General features: G+C 64.2%; 19 protein-coding genes. 11 read left to right on the top strand and 8 right to left on the bottom strand.

The window, feature by feature from the left end; genetic code table 11:
- Nucleotides 1-8: 8 nt before the first annotated feature.
- Nucleotides 9-785 carry an SDR family oxidoreductase gene (locus RAD10_RS09395; protein ID WP_461617225.1) on the bottom strand — a complete coding sequence of 259 codons (777 nt, stop codon included), beginning with the start codon at nt 783-785 and terminating at the stop codon, nt 9-11.
- Between the two features lie 154 nt (nt 786-939).
- Between RAD10_RS09395 and RAD10_RS09390 the strand changes: the two genes are divergently transcribed.
- On the top strand, nt 940-2,013 hold the full coding sequence (locus RAD10_RS09390; protein ID WP_461617224.1) for a tartrate dehydrogenase: 1,074 nt from the start codon (nt 940-942) through the stop codon (nt 2,011-2,013).
- 200 nt (nt 2,014-2,213) lie between these two features.
- Here the strand turns inward: RAD10_RS09390 and RAD10_RS09385 are convergent, their stop codons facing one another.
- The 5 genes from RAD10_RS09385 to RAD10_RS09365 form a co-directional block, all read right to left on the bottom strand.
- Nucleotides 2,214-2,855 carry a suppressor of fused domain protein gene (locus tag RAD10_RS09385; protein ID WP_461617223.1) on the bottom strand — a complete coding sequence of 214 codons (642 nt, stop codon included), beginning with the start codon at nt 2,853-2,855 and terminating at the stop codon, nt 2,214-2,216.
- Between the two features lie 152 nt (nt 2,856-3,007).
- Nucleotides 3,008-4,081 carry a malate/lactate/ureidoglycolate dehydrogenase gene (locus RAD10_RS09380; protein ID WP_461617222.1) on the bottom strand — a complete coding sequence of 358 codons (1,074 nt, stop codon included), beginning with the start codon at nt 4,079-4,081 and terminating at the stop codon, nt 3,008-3,010.
- 148 nt (nt 4,082-4,229) lie between these two features.
- Nucleotides 4,230-5,141 carry an NAD(P)-dependent oxidoreductase gene (locus RAD10_RS09375; RefSeq protein ID WP_461617221.1) on the bottom strand — a complete coding sequence of 304 codons (912 nt, stop codon included), beginning with the start codon at nt 5,139-5,141 and terminating at the stop codon, nt 4,230-4,232.
- 12 nt (nt 5,142-5,153) lie between these two features.
- Nucleotides 5,154-6,404: an allantoate amidohydrolase gene (locus tag RAD10_RS09370; protein ID WP_461617220.1), complete on the bottom strand. Its 1,251-nt coding sequence runs from the start codon at nt 6,402-6,404 to the stop codon at nt 5,154-5,156.
- Between the two features lie 32 nt (nt 6,405-6,436).
- Complete coding sequence (locus tag RAD10_RS09365) at nt 6,437-7,354, bottom strand: LysR family transcriptional regulator (RefSeq protein ID WP_018315615.1); 918 nt, start codon at nt 7,352-7,354, stop codon at nt 6,437-6,439.
- Between the two features lie 119 nt (nt 7,355-7,473).
- On the opposite strand from RAD10_RS09365, the gene RAD10_RS09360 reads away from it, so the two are divergent.
- The 6 genes from RAD10_RS09360 to RAD10_RS09335 all read left to right on the top strand — a co-directional run bounded on the left by RAD10_RS09360 (nt 7,474) and on the right by RAD10_RS09335 (nt 13,052).
- Complete coding sequence (locus tag RAD10_RS09360) at nt 7,474-8,289, top strand: putative hydro-lyase (protein ID WP_461617219.1); 816 nt, start codon at nt 7,474-7,476, stop codon at nt 8,287-8,289.
- Between the two features lie 89 nt (nt 8,290-8,378).
- Nucleotides 8,379-9,623, top strand: coding sequence for an ABC transporter substrate-binding protein (locus tag RAD10_RS09355; protein ID WP_461617218.1), 1,245 nt, complete (start codon nt 8,379-8,381; stop codon nt 9,621-9,623).
- A 196-nt stretch (nt 9,624-9,819) separates the two neighbouring features.
- Nucleotides 9,820-10,653, top strand: a complete 834-nt coding sequence (locus RAD10_RS09350; protein ID WP_240536472.1) for a branched-chain amino acid ABC transporter permease — start codon at nt 9,820-9,822, stop codon at nt 10,651-10,653.
- On the top strand, nt 10,653-11,636 hold the full coding sequence (locus RAD10_RS09345; protein ID WP_461617217.1) for a branched-chain amino acid ABC transporter permease: 984 nt from the start codon (nt 10,653-10,655) through the stop codon (nt 11,634-11,636). The genes RAD10_RS09350 and RAD10_RS09345 overlap by 1 nt, the downstream gene beginning before the upstream one ends.
- Nucleotides 11,633-12,364, top strand: a complete 732-nt coding sequence (locus RAD10_RS09340; protein WP_018315620.1) for an ABC transporter ATP-binding protein — start codon at nt 11,633-11,635, stop codon at nt 12,362-12,364. Before RAD10_RS09345 ends, RAD10_RS09340 begins: the two co-directional genes overlap by 4 nt.
- On the top strand, nt 12,348-13,052 hold the full coding sequence (locus RAD10_RS09335; RefSeq protein ID WP_461617216.1) for an ABC transporter ATP-binding protein: 705 nt from the start codon (nt 12,348-12,350) through the stop codon (nt 13,050-13,052). Before RAD10_RS09340 ends, RAD10_RS09335 begins: the two co-directional genes overlap by 17 nt.
- 16 nt (nt 13,053-13,068) lie before the next feature.
- Here RAD10_RS09335 and RAD10_RS09330 read toward each other — a convergent pair whose 3' ends face one another.
- Both RAD10_RS09330 and otnC read right to left on the bottom strand, forming a co-directional pair.
- Entirely contained in the window at nt 13,069-13,470 is a 402-nt protein-coding gene (locus tag RAD10_RS09330; protein WP_018315622.1) for a hypothetical protein, read from the bottom strand.
- A 236-nt stretch (nt 13,471-13,706) separates the two neighbouring features.
- On the bottom strand, nt 13,707-14,393 hold the full coding sequence (gene otnC / locus RAD10_RS09325; protein ID WP_461617215.1) for a 3-oxo-tetronate 4-phosphate decarboxylase: 687 nt from the start codon (nt 14,391-14,393) through the stop codon (nt 13,707-13,709).
- A 104-nt stretch (nt 14,394-14,497) separates the two neighbouring features.
- Between otnC and ltnD the strand changes: the two genes are divergently transcribed.
- The 4 genes from ltnD (at nt 14,498) to RAD10_RS09305 (ending at nt 19,343) form a co-directional block, all read left to right on the top strand.
- Nucleotides 14,498-15,415 (top strand): L-threonate dehydrogenase, encoded by a 918-nt coding sequence (ltnD, locus tag RAD10_RS09320; protein ID WP_018315624.1) that lies wholly within the window; start codon nt 14,498-14,500, stop codon nt 15,413-15,415.
- Nucleotides 15,416-15,429: 14 nt separating this feature from the next.
- A complete protein-coding gene (gene otnI / locus RAD10_RS09315; RefSeq protein ID WP_091953525.1) occupies nt 15,430-16,212 on the top strand; it encodes a 2-oxo-tetronate isomerase in 783 nt (260 codons plus the stop codon).
- A complete protein-coding gene (otnK, locus tag RAD10_RS09310) occupies nt 16,209-17,483 on the top strand; it encodes a 3-oxo-tetronate kinase (RefSeq protein WP_461617214.1) in 1,275 nt (424 codons plus the stop codon). Before otnI ends, otnK begins: the two co-directional genes overlap by 4 nt.
- Before the next feature lie 168 nt (nt 17,484-17,651).
- Entirely contained in the window at nt 17,652-19,343 is a 1,692-nt protein-coding gene (locus tag RAD10_RS09305) for a methyl-accepting chemotaxis protein (RefSeq protein WP_461617213.1), read from the top strand.
- The last annotated feature ends 165 nt before the right edge of the window (nt 19,344-19,508 follow it).

The raw sequence follows: 19,508 nt of genomic DNA, 5'->3' as shown, positions 1-19,508 counted from the left end.
GGATAGAGTTAGCCCCAGCCAGCGCTGATGCCGCCATCCACGGTGTAGATCACGCCCGACGTATACCCGGCGCGGTCCGACGCCAGGAACGCCATGAGATCGCCGATCTCGCGCGCATGTGCTGGACGGCCGAGCGGCAGGCTCTTCTGGAATTCCTTGTACCGGCTCTCGTCGCCGAACTGGTGCTTGGCCCGCGTCTTCAGCAGGGTGACGTGGCGATCGGTGCCGACGGGGCCGGGATTGATGCCGACCACGCGGATGTTGTCAGCGAGACTTTTTCCCCCGAGCGCGCGGGTGAAGGCCATCAGCGCGGCATTGCCGGCGCTGCCGCAGATGTAGTTGGCGTCGAACTTTTCGCCGGCCGCGCCGATATCGTTGACGATGACGCCGCCACCCTTTGCCTTCATCTGCGCGTAGATCTGCCGCGTCAGGTTGATATAGCCGAACACTTTCAATTCCCAGGCGTGACGCCAGGTCGCCTCGTCGATCTTGTCGATCGAGCCGCCGGGGATGTCCCCCGCATTGTTGACGAGCACGTCGATGTCGGCCGCTTCCTTCGCGAGCCGCGCCAGATCGTCGGCCTTGCGAAGATCGACGGTGCTCGTTGCGGCATCGATCTGGTGGGCGGAACGCAGGCGCTCGGCCAGCGCCTTGAGCTGGTCGCCGTTGCGGGCGGCGAGCAGGAGGTGCGCGCCTTCCTCGGCAAACGCTTCGGCGGCGGCGGCGCCAATGCCCTTGGACGCGCCCGTGATCAGGACGCGCTTGCCACGCAGATGCAGATCCATGAGGTTACTCGCAGGATAGGAACAGGATAAAATCAGTAGGCGCTTGGCCGCGCCATGGTCAACATTGCAGTGCAGCGTTGCACTGCCGCTGCGTTTGGTCCATTGCAATGCGGTCAAAAGGCGGCGGCTGCCGGACCAACCAAGGACGTTCTCGATGAGCAAGAAACAATACCGGATCGCGGTCATTCCCGGCGACGGCATCGGCAAGGAAGTGATGCCCGAGGGCCTGCGCGTCCTGGAGGCCGCGGCGAAGAAGCACGGGGTCTCCCTGCATTTCGACCATTTCGACTTCTCGTCCTGGGACTATTACGAGAAGCACGGCCAGATGATGCCCGATGACTGGAAGGACAAGATCGCCAAGCACGACGCGATCTATTTCGGGGCGGTCGGCTGGCCGGCCAAGATTCCGGACCACGTCTCGCTGTGGGGCTCGCTGATCAAATTCCGCAGGGAGTTCGACCAGTATGTGAACCTGCGCCCGGTGCGGCTGATGCCCGGCGTGCCGTCGCCGCTGGCGGGCCGCAAGCCCGGCGATATCGATTTCTGGGTGGTGCGCGAGAACACCGAAGGTGAATATTCCTCCGTTGGTGGCCGCATGTTCCCCGACACCGACCGCGAGTTCGTCACCCAGCAGACGGTGATGACCCGCACCGGCGTCGACCGCATCCTGAAGTTCGCCTTCGAGCTCGCGCAGTCGCGGCCGAAGAAGCATTTGACCTCGGCGACCAAGTCCAACGGCATCTCCATCACCATGCCCTATTGGGACGAGCGCGTGGAGGCGATGGCGAAGAAGTTTCCGGGCGTGAAGTGGGACAAGTACCACATCGACATTCTCACCGCGAACTTCGTGCTGCATCCGGATTGGTTCGACGTCGTGGTCGGCTCCAACTTGTTCGGCGACATCCTCTCCGACCTCGGTCCGGCCTGCACCGGCACGATCGGCATCGCGCCGTCAGGCAACATCAATCCCGAGGGCGATTTCCCCTCGGTGTTCGAGCCGGTGCACGGCTCGGCGCCTGATATCGCCGGCCAAGGCATCGCCAACCCGATCGGCGCGATCTGGTCGGGCGCGATGATGCTCGAGCATCTCGGCGAGAAGCAAGCCGGCCAATCGATCGTCGAGGCGATCGAGCGCACGCTGGCCGAGCGCACGCTTCGCACCAAGGACCTCGGCGGCAACGCCGACACCACGGCCTGCGGCAAGGCGGTCGCGGATATGGTGGATTGAGGCGGGGTTAGCGAAAGCTAATTCCGCCGCCGCAACAAGCTCTCTTGTCGTCCCTGCGAAAGCAGGGACCCATAACCCCAGGGAGAGGTTGTTGCCTTAACTGGTTGCCGCGAGTCTTCGCCAAACCACGTCCTGTGGTTATGGGTCCCGGATCGGCGCTTCGCTTGTCCGGGACGACAGCTGTGTTTTTGGCCTTGGCCTCAAACATACGACTTCCGCGCGGGATCGAAGATCGGCGGATAGTCGTTGTCGTCGAGCAGGTCGAGAAACGGATCGAGCCCCTCGGACTTGATCAACGCAAGCTCCCGATCCGAGATCAGGTTCACGGTCAAAATCTCCACGGGATCGCCGGCGATCTCCAGCGCCTCGGCGAGCTCCTTGTCCGGGCCGATGATCGGCGTCAGAAACAGGAACGTCTCGAAGTCCGTTCCGGCGACCGGCGGCATCGGCAGCGCGACGCGATGACCGAAGCCGAACCAGGTCTTGTCGATGAATGGCAGATTCGCGAGCCAGCGCAGATTGGCGCAGATCTCCTCGGTCGGCTCGCGGACGTACCACATCAGCTCGGCACGCGGCTTGGCGTCGCCATGTGACCCATGCATCCGCTGCTGGCTCATGCCGTTGGTCAGAAGCACATAGCCTTCGTCAGAACCTTCCTGACATACCGGCACGAAATCGCGGCCAAAGGCGTGGATATCGATGCGGCGCTCGGCGCTGTCCGTGAAGCTGTGCTCGGGCTCGCCAAGCTCGCTCTCATAGATCGCGAGCCGTTGTTGGTAGGAGTCAGCTGCAGGCGACGGCCCGTTTGAGCCGGACACGAGCTTTGCGAGGCGGGAGAACATTTGAACCTCTGGGGCGGATGTGGACCGGGATATCCGCGTTGTCGCGAGACGACACGGGCCGGTTCAAATCCGCTCCATGAATGCGCTTTAGTCCAGACCTGGGTGCGCGATAGTGCACTCAGCCGCGGCAAGTCCGAAGGATGCGCGTCCGGTTAGCTCACGATCTTCTCGATCGCCGCCTGGTCCAGCCCGAACTTCTGGCCGGCTGCGAGAATCTCCTGCCAGGTGGTCGGATCGACCGGAATGCCTTCGGCAAGGCGCTTCTTCTTGGTCTCGCGCTCAGGCTCGCCGGCGATCTTCACCTTCTCCACACCGGGGCCGGCAGGCGAGCCGGTGTGCCAGGCGACGAAGCTTTCGACTTCGCTCGCCAGGTTCTCGCCGGTGCCGAGCTTGTTCGGGTCGATGACGATAGAGAGCATGCCGTTGAGGACGTTGTACTTGCCGTCGGACGGCCCCTTGACCACCTGCCCGCCGGAGAGCGCGCCGCCGAGGATTTCGCACACCAGCGCGAGCCCCGAACCCTTGTGCTCGCCGAACGGCAGGATGGCGCCATGCGGCGGGATCACGGTGTAGCGCGGATTGACGGTGGGCTTGCCTTCGTTGTCGATGATGGTGCCGGGCTCGAGCTCGACGCCCTTGTTGTGGGCGACGCGGGTCTTGCCCTGCGCGATCCTGCTGGTGGCGAAGTCGAGCACGATGGGGTCCTTGCCGGCGCGCGGGATGCCGACGCAGAACGGGTTGGTGCCGTGGCGTGCATCGCTGCCGCCCCACGGCGCCACGATCGGGCGGGAAATGACGTTGACGAAGTGGATCGAGACCAATCCGTGGTCGATGCACTGCTCAGCCCAGTGGCCGATGCGACCGATGTGATGCGAATTGGAGAGGCCGACGAGGCATATGCCATTGTTCTTGGCGCGCTCGGCGGCCAACTCCATCGCCTCATGGCCAATCACCTGGCCGTAGCCGGTAAGGCCGTCGAGCGTAAGAAGCGGACCGGTGTCGAGCACGACCTTCACGTGCGCGTTCACTGCGAGGCCGCCATTGGTGACGCTCTGGACGTAGCGCGGGATCATGCCGACGCCGTGGGAGTCATGGCCCTTGAGGTTGGCTTCGACCAGATTGGTGGCCACGAGCTCGGCTTCGCGGTCCGAAGACCCGCCCGCCTTGACGATGGCACGAATGGCGTTGGTGAGCGGCTCTGCCTTGATGGTGCGATAGTCGGCCATTGTTATTGCTCTTATCCCTTCACAATATGGCGGGGAGCGTAGGGTGGGTTAGCCGAAGGCGTAACCCACCACGTCTGTCTCCGCGGAAACTAAAGAGGTGGGTTACGCCTCGCCGATGAGCTTCACGCACCTGCAAGGCTAACCCACCCTACGAATTCACGATCCGGCGGCAGTGCTCCCATGCCGCGCCAATCAGGTTCTCGCTCGCCTCCGGCGTGCGGAACGCCGAATGCGCCGACAGCGTCACGTTCGGCAGTTTCGTGAGCGGATGATCGCCGGGCAGCGGCTCGATGTTGAAAACGTCGAGGCCGGCATGGCGGATGTCGCCGGACTTCAGCGCATCGATCATGGCGGCCTCGTCGACAACAGCGGCGCGGGCAGTGTTGATGAGGATGACACCACGCTTCATTTTTGCGATCTTCTCGCGCGTGATCATGCCGCGCGTCTCGTCATTGAGTAGCAGATGCAGCGACACGACGTCGCTCCTTGCCAGCACGCTGTCGAGATCGGTGAATTCCACGCCCGGATGGCTCTTCGGCGAGCGATTCCAGGCGATCACCTTCATGCCGCTGCCGGACGCAATGCGCGCGACCTCGGCGGCGATGCCGCCGAAGCCGATCAGGCCGAGCGTCTTGCCGGTGAGCTGCATGCCGTCTTCGCGCAGCCAGTTGCCGCCGCGCATCTCGCGGTCCATCATCGCGATGACGCGAGCCGAGGCCCACATCAGCGCGATTGCGGATTCGGCGACCGCGGTGTCACCATAGCCCTTGATCAGATGCACGGAGATGCCGAGTTCAGCCAGCTCCTCGGGGTTCATGTAGCTGCGCGCGCCGGTGCCGAGGAACACGACGTGCTTGAGGCCGGTGCACTTCTTCGCGACGTCGGTCGGCAGCGCGGTGTGATCGACGATGGCGATCTCGGCGCCGTCGAGGATGTCAGGATATTGCTCGGGCTTGATGTCGGGATCCCGGTGGATCCGCACCTTGGGATCCCCGGGCTTCTCCAGCCGTTCCATGATCACGGCAAGCGCTTCATTGGCGTCGACGAAAACTCCGCGCATGGCTCTCTCCGGTCAGGACGCGACGCCGGCGATCGCCAGCACGGTATGCATGAGAACGTTGGTGCCGGCGGTGCAATCCGGCTGCGTGGCATCCTCCAGCTCGTTGTGGCTGATGCCGTCCTTGCAGGGCACGAACACCATCGCCGCCGGCATGATCGTGTTGAGGTTGCAGGCATCGTGACCGGCGCCGGAGGTGATGCGGCGCGAGGAATAGCCGAGTGTCTTAGCCGCGTTCTCGACCGCCGAGATCAGCTTGGGATCGAAATGCGTCGGCGGCTTGCGCCAGACTAGGTCGATCTTGACCTCGACCTTGCGGCGCGCGGCGATCTCGGCAATGGCGGCGCGCAGATCGCGATCGAGCGCATCCATGATGGCGCCGTCCGCGCTGCGGCAATCCATGGTGAAGGCGATCTCGCCGGGAATGACGTTGCGCGAGGGGTTTGCGATCACGGCTTCGCCGATGGTGCCGACCGCGTTTGGTCCGTGCTTCTTGGCGATGGACTCCATCGCCAGCACGATCTCCGACAGCGTCGCCAGCGCGTCGCGCCGCAGCGGCATCGGCGTCGATCCGGCATGGCTCTCGAAACCGGAAATCTTGCCGTCGTACCACAGCACGCCCTGGCCGGAATCGACCACGCCGATGGTCTTGCCCTCGGCCTCCAGGATCGGGCCTTGCTCGATGTGCAATTCGACGAAGCAGCCGAGCTTCTGGAAGCCGACCGGCTTGTCGCCGCGATAGCCGATGCTGTCCAGCGCCTGGCCGACGGTCGTGCCTTCGGCGTCCTTGCGCGACAAAATGTCGTCGGTGGTGAAGTCGCCGACATAGGCGGCGGAGGCCATCATCGCGGGGGCGAACCGCGAGCCTTCCTCGTTGGTCCAGTTGACGACGCAGATCGGCGCTTCGGTCTCGATGCCGGCATCGTTCAGCGTGCGGATCACCTCCAGCGCGCCGAGCGTGCCCAGGATGCCGTCGTACTTGCCGCCGGTTGGCTGCGTATCGAGATGCGAGCCGATGCCGACGGGCAGCTTCGACATGTCGCGGCCCTTACGCAGGCCGAACTGTGAGCCGAGCGCGTCGGTATGCACTTCAAGCCCGGCGTCTTCGCATGCCTTGCGGAACCAGTCGCGCACCTGCTTGTCTTCGCTGCTCAGTGTCAGCCGCCGCACGCCGCCTTTGGCCGTCGCGCCGAATTGCGCGGTCTCGTGGATGGAGCCCCAGAGTCGGGCGGAATCGATTTGCAGATTGGTGGCGGCTCGGCTCATGCGGTTGGTCTCTCGATTGTCCGGCGCCTTTTTCAATGACGCGCCAGCGCGGGCGCGTCAACTGCGAGGCTGCTCTGCGCAATTTGCCGTGCAAGCTCGGCGACGCGCTCCACGGCGACGACGTCGGGCGAGGCGAGCCAGCTCGCGGTGAACGTCAGCGGTGCGATCGCGAGATCGGTGTCGAGCAGTTGCAGCCGCCCGTCGGCGAGCTCGTTCTCGACGATCGCGTCGGGGATCACGGCGACGCCGAGGCCTTCGACCGCCATGTGGATAACGGTCGCGAGCGATGCGGATGCGTGCAGCCGGATCGGCGGCAGTTCCGGCCGGTCGAATACCTCGCGCACGACCTCGTAAGGCTTGGTCTTGCGCGGGAAGGTGATGATCGGAAACCGCGCAAGCTCCGCCGGTGTCACCCGGCCTTTGCCGAGGCCGAGCGAAGGGCTTGCGAGGAAGCCGATCGGGTAATCGGCGAGCACGCGATTATGCACGCCGGACGCCGACAGCGGTCCGACCACGAAGGCAAGCTCGATCTCCTGCGCGAGCAGGCGCGCGGTGAGATTGGGCGTGATGTCGACCTCGATCTCGAGCGACAGGTTCGGATAGACCTGGTTCACGCTCTTCACGAGGCGCGGCAGCCAGGTGTGCACGATGGTCTCGGCGACGCCGAGCCGCATCACGCCGCGCATCGCCGAGCGGTCGCCGATCTCGGCCATCATCTGGGCGCGCAGGCCGATCAGCTTCTCCGCATAGACCATCATCTGCCGGCCGCTCGGCGTCGGCGAGGCAACGCGGTGGTCGCGGTTGAGGAGCTTGACGCCCATCTCGCGCTCGAGCTGGGCAATGCGCTGGGAGATCGCCGGCTGGGTCGTGTTGAGTCGTGCTGCGGCGCCGCGGAAGCTGCCGAGCTTTACGACCCAGAGAAAAGTCTCGATCGACCTGAAGTCCAGCATTGGAAGGATTTTCCTCGTCGATAAAATGAATTTATCGATATCGATTAGAAAGGACGATTAGACTTTATAGCACGCTTGGTGTTGGCTGTCTTTGTCGAGTTTATAGGCAGGTCGATTACATGACTGTTTTGGTGGCAGTGCAGCAAACTGAAACGCCCGACGCCCTCCCGAGCCGCAAGGCGCGGCGTGCCTACCGGCAAGGGCTGGTCGCCTCCACCGCCGGCGTCGCCCCCGGCTTCGTCCAGGGCAATCTGGCGATCCTGCCGGCGGAATATGCCAGCGCCTTTCATCGCTTCTGCCAGCTCAATCCGAAGCCGTGCCCCATTATCGGCATGTCCGATGTCGGCAGCCCTTTCATCCCATCGCTCGGCGCCGATCTCGACATCCGCACCGACGTGCCGCGCTACCGGGTCTGGCGCGACGGCGAGGTCGTCGACGAGCCGATCGATGTGACGAAGCATTGGCGCGACGATCTCGTGACCTTCGTGCTCGGCTGCTCCTTCTCGTTCGAAGAAGCCTTGCTCGACGAGGGCATGCCGATCCGGCACATCGAGCGCAATGTGCGCGTGCCGATGTATCGTACCAACATCGCCTGCGGCGAGGCCGGTCCGTTCGCCGGTCCCATGGTGGTGTCGATGCGTCCGTTCAAGCCGGCGGATGCGATCCGCGCGGTGCAGATCACCTCGCGTTATCCCGCCGTGCACGGCGCGCCCGTCCATCTCGGCCATCCGCATCTGATCGGAATCAAGGACATCGCCAAGCCGGACTACGGCGATCCGGTGCCGGTCGCAGACGACGAGATCCCGGTGTTCTGGGCCTGCGGCGTGACGCCGCAATCGGTGATCAACGCCGCCAAGCTCCCGTTCGCGATCACGCATTCGCCCGGCCTGATGCTGGTGACGGATCTCAAGAACAGGACCATGGCCGTGATTTAGTGGGCAGCGCTTGCTGCTTCTTCGGGCTTTACCGCATCCATCAATCGCTTCATTCGATCAGCCGAAATTCAGTAACAGGGGACTTTGCCATGACGATCACTCGCCGCGACGTATTGTTGGGAGCCACCGCGACTGCCGCACTGATGCCGCTGGCGGCGCGCGCACAGACTTCGGAAGTCGTGATCGGCGTCATCTATCCGTTCTCCGGCGGCAGCGCGCAGCAGGGCGTCGATGCGCAGAAGGCCTATGAGACCGCGCTCGAGGTCATCAACAAGGACACCGATTTCGACCTGCCGCTGGCGAAGGGCGAGGGCCTGCCGGGCCTCGGCGGCGCCAAGGTCCGCCTCGTGTTCGCCGATCACCAGGCCGATCCGCAGAAGGGCCGCGCCGAAGCCGAGCGCCTGATCACACAGGAGAAGGTCTCCGCCATCATCGGTACCTATCAGAGCGCGGTCGCCGTCACCGTCAGCCAGATCTGCGAGCGCTACCAGGTCCCGTTCGTCTCCGCCGACAACTCCTCGCCGAGCCTGCATCGCCGCGGCCTGAAGTATTATTTCCGCGCCGCGCCGCATGACGAGATGTATTCGGCCGCGATGTTCGACTTCTTCGACGCCATGAAGAAGAAGGGCACCAAGATCGAGACGCTGTCGCTGTTCCACGAGGACACCATTTTCGGCACAGATTCCGGCAATGCCCAGGCCAAGATCGCCGGCGAGCGCGCCTACAAGATCGTCACCGACATCAAGTATCGCGCCAATTCGCCCTCGCTCTCGGCCGAGGTGCAGCAGCTCAAGTCTGCGAATGCCGACGTGCTGATGCCCTCGAGCTACACCACCGACGGCATCCTGCTGGTCAAGACCATGGCCGAGCTCGGCTACAAGCCGAATGCGATCGTGGCGCAGGACGCCGGCTTCTCCGAGAAGGCGCTCTATGATGCCGTCGGCGACAAGCTCGAAGGCGTGATTTCGCGCGGCACCTTCTCGCTCGATCTCGCGCAGAAGCGCCCGATGGTCGGCAAGATCAACGAGATGTTCAAGACGCGGTCGGGCAAGGACTTCAACGACCTCACCTCGCGCCAATTCATGGGCCTGATCATCCTTGCCGACGCCATCAGCCGCGCCAAGTCGACCGACGGCGAGAAGATCCGCGATGCGCTGGCCGCGACCGACATCCCGGGCGAGCAGACCATCATGCCATGGAAGCGCGTCAAGTTCGACGAGATGGGCCAGAATAACGATGCCGACCCGGTGCTGCTGCAGTATATCGGCGGCAAGTTCGTCACCATCTTCCCGCCGCAGGCCGCGATCGCCGAGGCGGTCTGGCCGATGAAGTAAGACTGGGACGCGGGAGCTCAGATGCAGCTCCCGCCCTCATCCTGAGACGCGGGCGCAGCCCGCGTCTCGAAGGACGAGGGCTGGGCCATCCTTCGAGACGCGCGCCTGTGCGCGCTCCTCGGGATGAGGATCTATTTCGGGGGACAGACTTTTGACAGCCCAAGCCATTATCCAAAGTCTCGCCAGCGGTCTCCTGATGGGGCTGCTGTACGGACTGATCGCGGTCGGCCTCGCGCTGATCTTCGGCCTGATGGACGTCACGAACTTCGCCCATGGTGAGTTCCTGATGATCGCGATGTACCTGTCCTTCTTCCTGTTCGCGTTCTTCGCGATCGACCCCTTGCTGTCGGCGCCGTTGGTCGCCGCGGCGCTCTTTATCTTCGGAGCGGTGGTCTACTTGCTCATTGTACGCTTCGCCATGCGGGCCAAGGCCAACGCCGGCATGGTGCAGATCTTCACCACCTTCGGCCTTGCCATCGTGATGCGGGGTCTGGCGCAGTTCTTCTTCACGCCTGATTATCGCAGCATTCCGCAATCCTGGCTCGGCGGCAAAACCATCTCGGTCGCCGGCATCTTCCTGCCGGAGCCGCAGCTGGTTGGCGCGCTGGTCTCGATCCTCGCCTTTGCCGGCCTCTACTTCTTCATCCATCGCACGGATTTCGGCCGCGCGCTGGAAGCCACCCGCGAAGATCCCGGAGCGGTCGCGCTGGTCGGCATCGACAAGAACCGCGTGTTTGCTTTCGGCTGGGGCCTTGGTGCCGCGCTGGTCGGCCTCGCCGGCGCGATCATGGCAAGCTTCTTCTATATCTATCCCGATGTCGGCGCGTCCTTTGCGCTGATCGCCTACGTCACGGTGGCGCTCGGCGGCTTCGGCAGCGTGTTCGGCGCCTTCGCCGGCGGCATCATCGTCGGCCTGGTCGAAGCGACCACCGCGCTGGTGCTGCCGCCCTCGCTAAAATCGGTCGGCATCTACGCGGTCTATCTGCTGGTCGTCTTCATCCGGCCGCGCGGCCTGTTCGGATCGATCTGATGGACAAGGATTTTGCAGCGCGGCGCCGCCGCGACCTCATCATCGCCGCGGTGCTCGCCGTGATTGCCGCGCTGACGCCATTGTTCGTGAAGGACGTCGTCGTCCAGAACATCCTGATCCTGACGCTGATGTATGCGGGCCTGTCGCAGAGCTGGAACATCCTGTCCGGCTATTGCGGGCAGATCTCGCTCGGGCACGCGCTGTATTTCGGCCTGGGTGCCTACACCACCGAGCTGCTGTTCACGAAGTTCGGCGTGCTGCCCTGGTTCGGCATGCTGGCGGGCGGCGTGGTGTCGGCGCTGATCGCGATGGGGCTCGGTTATCCCTTCTTCCGCCTGCGCGGCCATTACTTCGTGATCGCCACCATCGTCATCGCCGAGATCGGCTTGCTTCTGTTCCACAACTGGGAATGGGCCGGCGCCGCGATGGGCATCACCATTCCAATCCGCGGCGACAGCTGGCTGAAATTCCAGTTCCTGCGCACCAAGCTGCCATACTTCTATTTCGCGCTGGCGCTGTGCTGTCTTGCCTGGTTCGTCACCTGGTGGCTGGAGAACTCCAAATGGGGATTCTGGTGGCGTGCGGTGAAGGACAATCCGGACGCGGCCGAGAGCCTCGGTGTCGACGTGTTCAATTCCAAGATGGGCGCCGCCGCCGTCTCCGCCTTCCTGGTCGCCGTGGGTGGCAGCTTCTATGCCCAGTTCGTCTCCTACATCGATCCTGAAAGCGTCATGGGCTTCCAGTTCTCGCTCTTGATGGCGCTGCCCGCCGTGCTCGGCGGCATCGGCACCCTGTGGGGGCCGGTGCTCGGCGCCGCGATTCTGATCCCGCTGACGGAGCTGACCCGCTTCAAGTTCGGCGGTTCGGGGCGCGGCGTCGACCTCATCGTCTACGGCGCACTGATCGTCCTGATCTCGCTGGCCTTGCCGCGAGGACTGCTCAGCCTGTTCTCACGCCCGAAGAAGACGGGGGCCGCACGATGACCGCGCTTCTTGAAACCCGCGGCGTCTGGCAGCGGTTCGGCGGCCTCGTCGCCAACAGCGACGTCTCGATCTCGGTCGGCCGCGGTGAGATCGTCGGCCTGATCGGCCCCAACGGCGCCGGCAAGTCGACGCTGTTCAATCTCATCGCCGGCGTTCTGCCGCCGACGCAAGGCTCGATTCTGTTCGACGGCGAGGATGTCACCCACATGCCGGCGGCCGAACGCTGCCAGCGCGGTGTCGGCCGCACCTTTCAGGTGGTCAAGAGTTTTGAGACCATGACGGTCATCGACAACGTCATCGTCGGTGCGCTCGTGCGCAACACCGTGATGCGCGAAGCCCGTCGCAAGGCGCACGAGGTGCTGGAATTCACCGGCCTTGCCGCGCGCGCCGACGTGCTTGCCAGCGACCTCGTGCCGGCCGAGAAGCGCCGTCTCGAAGTCGCCCGTGCACTCGCGACCGAGCCGAAGCTGCTGCTGCTCGACGAAGTCCTCACCGGCCTGACGCCGACCGAGGCGCAGACCGGTGTCGCGCTGGTGCGCAAGGTGCGCGATGCCGGCATCACCGTGTTGATGGTCGAGCACGTCATGGAGATCGTGATGCCGTTGGTCGACCGCGCCATCGTGCTCGATCTCGGCAAGGTGCTGGTCGAGGGCAAGCCCGCCGATGTCGTCCGCGATCCCAAGGTGATCAGCGCATATCTGGGAGATCGTCATGCTGTCGGTGCGTGAAGTCACGACCGCCTATCAGGGCCTGGTCGCGATCTCCGCGATCTCGATCGAGGTTCAGAAGGGCGAGATCGTCTGTGTTGCCGGCGCCAATGGCGCGGGCAAGTCGACGCTGCTCAAATCCATCGCCGGCGCCGAGCGTCCGCGTTCGGGTACCGTGACGTTCGACGGCAAGCGCCTCGACGGCATGGCGCAGCACCACATCACGGCGACCGGCATTGCCTATGTGCCGGAGAATCGCCGCCTGTTCCCGCGCCTGTCGGTGCGCGACAATCTGCGTCTCGGCAGCTATCTCTACCGCGGTGAGGCGAACCGCGAGGGACCGCTCGATCTCGTCTTCCAGCTGTTTCCACGCCTGGCTGAACGCCTGGAGCAGCGCGCCGAAACGCTAAGCGGCGGCGAGCAGCAGATGCTGGCGATCGGCCGCGCGCTGATGACGCGCCCGCGTCTGTTGATGCTGGACGAGCCCTCGCAGGGCATCATGCCAAAGCTTGTCGACGAGATTTTTCAGGCCGTGAAGCGCATCCGCGACGCCGGCATGACCGTGCTGATCGTCGAGCAGCGCATGGCCGAGTGCCTGGAGATTGCCGACCGCGCCTACATCCTGCAAACCGGCCGCGTGCTGATGCAGGGGCCCGCGGCTGAGATCAGGGGCAATCCCGACGTCAGGAAGGCGTATCTCGGATTGTAGCCGCTCGCTACGATCCCTATCCTGATTGTTTCTTGTTCCGGTTCTTGCTTGCGCCGCGCAGCGTCGGCGCGGGTGCCGAGGGTTGCCCGAAGCCATTCATCTGAATGCAAGAGAGCAGGTCGACATAGCTTTCGATGCCACCGGCGGAGGCCTCGGTGTAGCATTGGATGCGAATTGTCTCCGGCGTTGTCGTCCAGATGGACCCGAGCTGTTGCTGTGCGGTCTGCTCGTCGCTCATGCAGGCCTCGTAGGACTGCGGCTCGGTCAGCGACTTGTCGATCTCCTGAGTTGCCTTGCAGTTGGCCTCGACCTTGAGATCGGGGACGCCGCCGCGCCCGGACGTCTGGGCGTTTGCGGAAAGTGACAAGACAATAAAGCAGGCGGCAGAGAGGAAGGCGCAGGATACTTTGAAATCCATGACAATTCTCCCAGCGATCGATGAAACAACTCCTTCAGTCAATTACAGGGGGATCATGTGCTCGCGATCCCGGCAATGCAAATCAATTCCGGTCCGCTGGTTCCCGCATATCGCTCCGCTCATGCGGGCTACTCCGTCGCCACACCCTGCGTCATTGCGAGCGTAGCAAAGCAATCCAGAGTCTTTCCGCGGAGGGATTCTTGCCTCGTTGCGCTATGACGAGGTTAGAGCGGGGCTCAATCGTCGTGCCCATGCTCCGGCAGCGTCACCCCGTACACCTTCACCAGATCCTTCACCTGCTCCGGCGACAGATAGCGAGGGTTCATCCCGCGCAGCAGCAGGTACAGCTTCGCCGTCTCCTCCAGCTCCTCCGTCGCAAACACCGCCGCTTCCAGCGTGTCGCCGGCAACGACCGGGCCGTGATTGGCGAGCAGCACCGATGAATATTTCCCCGCCAGGCCCTTGATCGCATCCGCAACCGCGGGATCGCCGGGGCGGTAATATGGCACGAGCGCGGTGGCGCCGCATTTCATCAGATAATACGCCGTCATCGGCGGCAGCGCCGCGCGCGGGTCGATCTCGGGCAGCATCGAGAGCGCGACCGAGTGTGTCGAATGCAGATGCACGATGGCGCGTGCACTGCCGCGCGTGTCATAGAGCGCGGTGTGCAGCGGAACTTCCTTGGTCGGGGCATCGCCCGACACCAGCCGGCCCTTCTCGTCGAGCCGCGACAGCCTCGCAGGATCAAGGAAACCGAGCGAGGCATTGGTCGGCGTCACCAGCCAGCCGCCGCCGTCCAGCCGAACGCTGATATTGCCGGAGGAGCCGGGCGTCAGCCCGCGCTCGAACAGGGACCGTCCGAAGCGGCAGATATCCTCGCGCAGCCTTGTCTCGTTGCTCGTTTCGGTTCTCATGGCCGTCATGCCCGCTTGTCTCACGCTTTGGCAGCGCGGCCAAGCCGTGTTATCGGTTCGCCGAGCCGCCGCAAAAGCCGGCCGCCCGGGAAACGTTCGCAAGGGTTAGTTGCATGTCCGCCTCCACGTCACAAAATCAGCGCATCGCGGTCATCGGGCTCGGCTCGATGGGGTTTGGCATGGCGACCTCGCTGAAGCGCGCCGGTCACGCCGTCACCGGTTGCGACGTTTCGGCCGAGGCGGTGGCGCGTTTCGTGAAGGATGGTGGCGCGGGTGCCAAAACGCCGGCCGAGGCGGCCAAGGGCGCGGACATCGTCGTCAGCGTCGTCGTCAATGCCGCGCAGACGGAAGCCGTCCTGTTCGGCAAGGATGGAGCCGCCGAGACCATGCCTGAAGGCAGCGTCTTCGTATCCTCCGCCACGATGGACCCTGACGTGGCGCGACGCCTTGCCAAGCAGCTGGAGGCGACCGGCCGGCATTATCTGGATGCACCGATTTCCGGCGGGGCGCAGCGCGCCGCGCAAGGCGAGCTGACGATTCTCGCCTCCGGCAGTCCCACAGCGTTTGCGAAGGCACGGCCTGCGCTCGATGCCATGGCCGCGAAGCTCTATGAGCTCGGCGATGCCGCAGGCCAAGGCGCCGCCTTCAAGATGATCAACCAGCTGCTCGCCGGCGTGCACATCGCCGCCGCCTCGGAGGCGATGGCATTTGCCGCCAAGCAGGGCCTCGACATCCGCAAGGTCTACGAGGTGATCACGGCCTCTGCCGGCAATTCCTGGATGTTCGAGAACCGCATGCCGCACGTGCTCGACGGCGATTACACGCCGCGCAGCGCGGTCGAGATTTTCGTGAAAGATCTCGGCATCATTCAGGACATGGCGCGCAGTGCCCGATTTCCCGTGCCGGTCTCCGCCGCCGCACTCCAGATGTTCCTGATGACATCAGCCGCCGGCATGGGCCGCGACGACGACGCCTCGGTGGCCCGGATGTATGCGCAGGTCACCGGCGTCAAGCTGCCCGGCGACAAATAACGAAGAGGACTCCAATGCCCCGTTTTGCCGCCAATCTCTCGATGATGTTCACCGAGGTGCCGTTCCTCGATCGCTTCGATGCCGCCGCTTCAGCCGGCTTCACCGCGGTCGAGTTTCTCTTTCCCTATGAGCATCCGGCCGAGGCGGTCGGCGAGCGCCTCAAGCGCAACGGCCTGACCCAGGCGCTGTTCAACCTGCCGCCGGGCGACTGGAACGCCGGCGAGAAGGGCTTTGCGGCGCTCCCCTCGCGCTTCTCCGATCTCAAGGCGGGCCTGGAGACGGCGCTGCCTTACGCCAAGGCGACCGGCGTCAAGCGCCTGCACCTGATGGCCGGCATTGCCAACCGTGGCGAGCGCGTCGCGATCGAGGCGTTCTACAAATCGGTGGCATGGGCTGCGGAGTTCTTCGCCCCGCACGGCATCGATATCGTGCTCGAGCCGATCAATGCGCGCAACGTGCCCGGCTACTTCCTCAACGATTTCGGCTTCGCGCGCGATCTGATCCAGGAGCTGAGGCTTCCGAACCTCAAGCTCCAGTTCGACATCTATCACTGCCAGATCATTCATGGCGACGTGACGATGCGGCTGCGCGAGATGATGCCGATCATCGGCCACATCCAGATCGCCAGCATCCCCTCGCGCAACGAGCCTGACGGCGAGGAGCTGAACTATCCGTTCCTGTTTGAAGAGCTCGACCGCCTCGGCTATGCCGGCTTCGTCGGTTGCGAGTACAATCCGCGCGGCAAGACCACGGATGGCCTTGCCTGGTTCAAGCCTTACGCTGGAGTGAAGCCGTGACACTTGCGTTGGGCTGCATCGCCGACGATTACACCGGCGCTTCCGATCTCGCCAACACGCTGACGCGCGCGGGCCTGCGCACCGTGCAGACCATCGGCGTGCCCGCGGACGATCTCGCACTGCCCGAGGTCGATGCCGTCGTGGTGTCGCTGAAGAGCCGCTCGATCGAGGCCGGCCTTGCCGTGTCGCGTTCGCGCGCGGCGGATCAGTGGCTGCGCGGCCGCGGCGCCGGCCACGTGCTGTTCAAGATCTGCTCGACCTTCGATTCCACCGTTTCAGGCAATATCGGCCCGGTGATGGACGCGCTGCGTGCCGATAGCGGCGAAGGTGCCGTGCTGGTGACGCCGGCCTTCCCGGAGACCGGCCGCACCGTCTACCAGGGCAACCTTTTCGTCGGCGCGGTGCCATTGAATGAGAGCCCGCTGAAGGACCATCCGCTCAACCCGATGCACGATTCCAACCTGGTGCGCGTGCTGGCGCGCCAGAGCAGGACGCAGATCGGTCTCGTCGACCTCGTCACCGTCACGCGCGGCGCAGATGCCGTGCGGGCACGGCTGGCCGAGCTGGCGGGCAAGGGCATCGGCGCTGCCATCATCGACGCCGTCTTCGACCGCGATCTCGAGACCATCGGCCTCGTCGCCGCCGAGCATCGGCTGTCGGTCGGCGCCTCCGGCATCGGCCTCGGGCTCGCGCGTGCGCTGGTGTCGACGGGTAAAGTCAAATCGGCCAGAGCGAACGGCGAGACCGGCATTGCCGTCGGCGGACCGGCGGCCTGCCTCGCCGGGAGCTGCTCTCAGGCGACGCTTCAGCAGATCGCCAACGCCGAACGCGTCATGCCGGTGCTTCACCTCGATCCAGACCGTATCATTACGGGTGCCGGCGAAGCACAGCGCGCGTTGGACTGGGCGAGGCCACGGCTTGCGGAAGGTCCGGTGCTGATCGCCTCGAGCGCGACGCCAGATCAGGTCGCCGCACTGCAGGCGCGCCACGGTCGCGACGCGGCCGGCCACGCGATCGAGCAGACCATGGCCGACATTGCAGAAAGCCTCGTAAAATCAGGCGTGCGGCGACTGATCGTCGCCGGCGGCGAGACGTCCGGTGCGGTGGTCGATCGGTTGAAGATTCCCGGATTTCTCGTCGGAGTGGAAATCGCAGCAGGTGTCCCGGTGCTCCACTCGGTGGGCGCGCAAGAAAACATGCTGCTCGCTCTGAAGTCCGGAAACTTCGGCGGCGCTGAATTTTTTTCCGACGCGCTTAGGCTCATGCGCTGAGCGCAGAGCATTTTTAGCGGCCTGTTCATCTCTTTCAGGCTCCGTACTCGTACGGAGTCGTAGTTAACATCTGCGCAGGTGCTCTGGTGTTGGATGTTGGTGCTGCTCCCTTTGGTTGATTCGTAATACCTCCGGACGCGCACCGCGCCAGCACAAAGAGACCCGATTATGCTCGCCACCATTTCCATCCGCGCCAAGATCATCAGTGTCGTGGCGTTCCTGCTTGTCGCAATGGCCGGCATGGGTCTCCTGGCCGTCACGAAAATGCGGTCGATGAACGCCAACACCATCGACATCACCACGAGCTGGATGCCCAGTGTGCGGGTGCTTGGCGAGCTTCGGGCGAGCGTGATCACCTATCGCAACGTGGTCCGCCAGCACATGCTTTCCGAAACGCTGGACGAGAAACTCGCCAACGAGAAGACGGCTGTGACAGTGATCGAGGCGCTCGCCAAGATCCGCGGCCGGTACGAGCCAATGATCACCTCGCCGGAGGAGCGGGCGCTCTACAACCAGTGGGCAAAACTCTGGGACGACTACAAGAAGGGCACCGAGGAGGTGATGGCGCTCTCGCGCAAGGAGGCCGGCAAGGTCCCGCACGAAGCGCAGGAGCTGAACACCAAGACGGTCAACAAGATCGGTCTTGCCTCGGATGAGGTCCTGATGAAGGACATCGAGCTCAACACCAAGGGTGGCGATCAGGCGGCTCAGGATGCGGCGGACAGTTATTCCTATGCTTTCATGCTGGTCTCGATCATTCTCGGCGCCGCCGTCATCATCGGCATCGGCGTCGGCTTCTATCTCGTCCAGGACGTCTCGAAGGGCATCAACTCGATCATCGAGCCGATGCAGGCGCTGGGCAAGGGCGATCTCTCCGCCGAAGTCCCGCACCGGGGCGAGAAGACCGAGATCGGCGCCATGGCTGACGTGCTCCAGATCTTCAAGGAGGCGCTGATCGCCAAGAAGGCCGCCGACGAGGCTGCTGCCACGGACGCCGAAGCCAAGATCGAGCGCGGCCGCCGCGTCGACAACATCACCCGCGAATTCGAAACCATGATCGGCGAGATCGTCCAGACCGTGTCGTCGGCTTCGACCCAGTTAGAGGCCTCCGCATCGACGCTGACCTCGACCGCCGACCGTTCCCAGAGACTGGCGACTACCGTTGCCAGCGCTTCGGAGGAAGCTTCGACCAACGTGCAGTCGGTGGCTTCGGCCACCGAGGAGATGGCCTCGTCGGTCGGCGAGATCAGCCGTCAGGTGCAGGAATCGGCGCGGATGGCGGGCGATGCCGTCGGCCAGGCGCGCGCCACCACCGAGCGCGTCAGTGAGCTGTCGAAGGCGGCGTCCCGCATCGGCGACGTCGTCGAGCTGATCAACACCATCGCCGGTCAGACCAACCTGCTGGCGCTGAACGCCACCATCGAAGCCGCACGTGCCGGCGAAGCCGGCCGCGGCTTCGCCGTTGTGGCCTCGGAGGTGAAGGCGCTCGCCGAGCAGACCGCGAAGGCCACCGGCGAAATCGGCCAGCAGATCTCCGGCATCCAGGCGGCGACCAACGACTCGGTCGGCGCCATCAAGGAAATCTCCTCGACCATCGAGCGTCTGTCGGAGATCTCGTCGGCGATTGCAGCGGCGGTGGAAGAGCAGGGCGCGGCGACGCAGGAGATCGCCCGCAACGTGCAGCAGGCCGCGCAAGGCACCCAGCAGGTCTCCTCCAACATCACCGACGTGCAGCGCGGCGCGACCGAGACCGGCACGGCCTCCTCACAGGTGCTGTCGGCGGCGCAAATGCTGTCGAACGACTCGGGCCGGCTGAAGAATGAGGTCAGCAAGTTCCTGACCAACGTCCGCGCCGCATAAATCCTCGTGCGACCTGTTTATCGACGACGAGCGGCGCCAAAGGCGCCGCTCGTTTTGTTTGACCTGTGGCATCATCGAAATCGGCATGTTCCTGAACTCCCGCATGGGCCCGGCCGCATGGCTGCGATGTCAATTTCGCAGTGCGGTAGCAGGGAAGTGAATGCA

The sequence above is a fragment of the Bradyrhizobium sp. 23AC genome, assembly GCF_054863025.1.
The sequence above is the reverse complement of the archived record's forward strand: the minus strand, read 5'-3'. Positions and strand labels throughout refer to the sequence as shown.